Raw genomic sequence first — 1,243 nt, forward strand, 5'->3', positions numbered from 1 at the left:
CCTGCGCCATGCTGGATCGCCCCCCGGCGGAACTGGAGGGCCGCCCGCTGGCGGCATTGCTGGGCGAGGCGGGCGCGGCGGCGGTGTTGCCGGAGTCCGGCCACGGGGCCGACGCCTCCGGCGGGGGTGGGGCGGACGGTTATTCCGGGGCGTACGCGCCCGGACAATATGCGCCCGGACAATATGCGCCCGGACAGGACATGTACGGGGCGCGGGTGGTGGAACTGGAACTGCCCTCGCCCGAAGGCGTGGCCCGGCGGATGGTGCGCGTGGCCACCTCACCCATGCGCGACGGCGGTCGGGTGCTGGTGCTGCACGACATCAGCATGCAGCGCCGGGTGCAGCACCTGAAGCAGGATTTTCTGGCCATCATCTCGCACGAGATGCGCACCCCGCTCAACGGCATCCTGGGGCTGGGAGACGTGCTGCTGGACGAGGCGCGCCGCCGGGGCGATTCCGACGCCGAGGAATTGCTCGGCCACCTGTTGCAGGCCGCGCGACGCATGCACGCCATGGTGCGCGAGGTGGTGCGCTTTGCCGAGGTGCAAGGTGGTCGCGTGGAGGCGGCGGATGCGCCCGTGGACGTGTATTGGGTGCTGGCCGGGGTGCTGGAAGAGCTTTCCGCCTTTGCTGCCGCGCACGGGGTGGTGCTGGGGCCGATGCCCATTGGGGGGGCGGTGACGGTGCGCGGCAACGCCGGGCTGCTGCGCGAACTGTTCATGCACGTGGTGCACAACGCCATTCGTTTCAACCGGCAGGGCGGCATGGTGACCCTGCGCTGCCGTCCGCCGCGTGGCATGTCCTGGCCCGGTGTGGGGAATGTGCCGGGTGGCCAGAGCGGTGCAGGACTGGCAGGTGCGGGCGGACAGGGCAGCGTGCCCGGCGAGGTGGTGGTGGAAGTGGCGGACACCGGCGTAGGCATTGGCGCGCAGGAGCGTGAGCGGGTGTTCGAAAGCTTTTATCAGGCGCAGGGGTACATGACGCGCAACCGCGAAGGGCTGGGCATCGGGCTTACCCTGGCCCGGGCCATTGCCCGCCTGCACGGGGGAGAGGTGACCCTGGCAAGCGAGGTGGGGCGGGGCACCACTGTATCTGTTCGCCTGCCCGCCTGCGTGGGCGCGTACGGCACCTCCGTGCGGGAAGGTGCGGCAGGCTGACGTTTGGGGCGCGGTTGCGCGCACGGTGCCCCACCGTGCGCCTGGGCCGTTCGCCCACTCCGGGGTGGGACGGCGGACGGGGGGGC

1 protein-coding gene is annotated in these 1,243 nt (G+C 71.5%); it reads left to right on the top strand.

All coding sequences use genetic code 11. The annotated features are described in order from the left end of the window. Positions 1 to 1,157 (top strand): sensor histidine kinase (locus FVW20_RS15895; RefSeq protein ID WP_196610368.1); only part of this gene is annotated, 1,157 nt, incomplete at its 5' end. Positions 1,158 to 1,243 lie beyond the last annotated feature (86 nt).

This window comes from Nitratidesulfovibrio oxamicus, from assembly GCF_015731765.1.
GTDB lineage: Bacteria > Desulfobacterota > Desulfovibrionia > Desulfovibrionales > Desulfovibrionaceae > Cupidesulfovibrio > Cupidesulfovibrio oxamicus.